Raw genomic sequence first — 2,299 nt, 5'->3', positions numbered from 1 at the left:
ACCGTCCCGCACCCCGACCAGCCGCTGACCACCGGTCACCGGCCGTCACCCCATGCCCGGAACCGTCACACGACGTGAACCCGCTGAATGTTTACCCTGCAAGGTCTCTACGACGAAATTCCTGAACTCGATCAGGGCGGCGGCCACGGCCGATGCGCTGAGGTTCCCCTCCTCTCCGACCGGTTGCATGAAGCAGACGCACAGCGGGCAGCCGACGGGCTTCCCCCGATGACTCGGGAGGATGCCCGCGACCTTCTCCAAGGCGGGGAGATGACAACCCATGCCGTTCACTACGATGACACGTCGAGGTACCCCCAGGGTGCCTACGTTGACGCGTGCGACTCCTGCCGACCGGTCATCGATTATCTTGGCGTCAAACACGTCCCTCTTCCATGACGATCCGACGAGGAAATGCGTTGTCTGCTGAACGTTTCCCAGATGATGTCTCGAAAATTCTGCGCGCGGCAGGCTGGTTCCCCGGCCGTGATGTGAGCGCCGAATTCTCCGACTGGATCTCTGCGATGGATCAGCAGATGCAAGACAAGGAGGTCCCGGGCGAGGTATTCCCCGAGCTGCGGGACGCCCTGGCCGAATTTGGCGGCCTCGCAGTCGAACAAATGGGTCCAGGGGTGAATATCCGCCGGTACAGCTTCGCTATCGGCGACTCTCCGCCGGGGCTCAACGCCGCCGATACGGAGGAATTCAGGGACTGGCTCGGTGAGTTGACCTTCGATTTCGGAAGTACAGCAGACGGATTCAGCGACCTGATCATGGGCGAAAGCGGAAAGGTCTACCTCTTCCACCCGGTCGGCGGGCTCTCTTATCAAGGTGACTCCATCGATGAAGCACTCATCATGCTCATCCGCGGGGTCAAGGGGGAAAAAGTAGAGATTCCGGATATCCCCGGCCCCGCCGAAAGGCAGCGAAACGAAGAGGACGCAACCTACGGCCCCCTCCCCGTCCCCGCGGACTTCCTCCCCGCCACGGCGGGAAGCATGGCATGCGGCGACTACGTATACAGCCATACGAGCGCTAAGGGCGATGGCGAACCCGACCTCCACCCGTTGTTGCAGAGCTTCTTCGACGGTTTGTCTGCCAGATCCCGTGAGCCCGGGATGGGCCGCTGTGCCGAAGCGGTACTCGTCTCCAACATGCTGTGGGAGATGCAGGAGGACTGGGGGGACCGGGTGATGGGCTCCGAGTGGGCTCGCGAGTATTTCCAGCGGTACAACACCGCGGTGACCGTCCGCCGGATCCGCGAAAAGGGCGACCCCACACACGGCACCTACCAACCCCCGTGCCGCGCGTGCGCCGCGATGCTGGACCACTTCGGGATCGAGGCCCACGAAGTATGAGCACCCCCACGCCCCTCAGCATCGGCACCAAACTCGCCCTGTCCGGCGCCGCACCCGGCGGACGCGACGAAAGCCGGGCCCGGTTCTGGCGATTCCAACTGTCCGCGCACTACTCACGGAGCGGCCAGAGTCACACCGTCCCCTCCGCGGTCGTGGAGATCTGGGCGGAGTACGGCGGAATGCACGTCGAACAGCGCGGCGCGGGTGCGGAGTTCGCGCTCCCGTCCTTCACCGTCGACCCGACCACCGCACTGCACACCACCGGGTTCTGCGCCGCCTTCGGCAAGCGCCTGGGACACGCGGTAGCGCCGCTCGGGAACCTCCAGGACGGCGCGGCGTTCCTGATGGCCGACGCGACAGGGCGGGTCTTCTCCGCGGACCACACCGGCGAATACTTCCTCGGCGCGGATATCAACGCGGCCCTCAACACCCTGGTCGCCGGCAGCGCCATGCCCAGAGTGCGCGAGGACGGCACCTGGTGAACTGAACGACCGTCAGCCACCGAGTCGCTTCAGGTCACCCTCGTGATCAATGTCGTACGGCTCCGCCACATCAGCGCACTCGATGAGGCGGAGCCGTCCGGCGTTCCGGGCGAGCACAGCCCTGGCGCCCTCGTCGCCGACCGCGTTGTCGCGGACCTCGGGCCACCAGTTCCGCCCGAACAGCACCGGGTGGCCGCGCTTCCCGTCGTACGAGGCCGCCAGCAGGTCGTCCGCACCAGTGTGCGCCGCCAGGAGCCGCGCCACCGCCTGCGCCGTCACCCCCGGCATGTCGACCAACGCCACGAGCGCACCCGTACCGCCGGCTTCTGCCCTTTCAAGCGCCGCGAGGCCCGCGCGCAGGGACGAGCCCATGCCGGTTTCCCAGCTTTCATTGCGTACGGGATGACAAGCGGTCAGGTCGGCTCTCGCTTCGACTTCACCGGCCGCCGCACCCAGGACGAC

4 protein-coding genes are annotated in these 2,299 nt (G+C 65.9%); 3 read left to right on the top strand and 1 reads right to left on the bottom strand.

The window, feature by feature from the left end:
- The first annotated feature begins 87 nt into the window (after positions 1-87).
- Genes AC0Z36_RS29485 through AC0Z36_RS29475 form a run of 3 tightly spaced genes read left to right on the top strand, consistent with a single transcriptional unit; the run spans position 88 to position 1,837 of the window.
- The gene (locus AC0Z36_RS29485) at positions 88-396 is read left to right on the top strand and encodes a YwqJ-related putative deaminase (protein ID WP_485466148.1); all 309 of its coding nucleotides are present in this window, start codon (positions 88-90) and stop codon (positions 394-396) included.
- A gap of 20 nt (positions 397-416) precedes the next feature.
- On the top strand, positions 417-1,355 hold the full coding sequence (locus AC0Z36_RS29480) for an SUKH-3 domain-containing protein (protein WP_485466147.1): 939 nt from the start codon (positions 417-419) through the stop codon (positions 1,353-1,355).
- A complete protein-coding gene (locus AC0Z36_RS29475) occupies positions 1,352-1,837 on the top strand; it encodes an SUKH-3 domain-containing protein (RefSeq protein ID WP_485466146.1) in 486 nt (161 codons plus the stop codon). Before AC0Z36_RS29480 ends, AC0Z36_RS29475 begins: the two co-directional genes overlap by 4 nt.
- A gap of 12 nt (positions 1,838-1,849) precedes the next feature.
- Here AC0Z36_RS29475 and AC0Z36_RS29470 read toward each other — a convergent pair.
- The coding region (locus tag AC0Z36_RS29470; RefSeq protein WP_485466145.1) for a nucleotidyltransferase family protein at positions 1,850-2,299 on the bottom strand (450 nt) is incomplete at its 5' end.

This window comes from Kitasatospora sp. UYEF31 (genome assembly GCF_057291755.1).
Note: the sequence above shows the minus strand (reverse complement) of the source record. Positions and strands in the feature narration are given on the sequence as shown.

Coding starts and splice junctions, on each gene's coding strand:
- AC0Z36_RS29475 (WP_485466146.1), top strand. CDS start 1,352: ATGAGCACCCCCACGCCCCTCAGCATCGGCACCAAACTCGCCCTGTCC.
- AC0Z36_RS29485 (WP_485466148.1), top strand. CDS start 88: ATGTTTACCCTGCAAGGTCTCTACGACGAAATTCCTGAACTCGATCAG.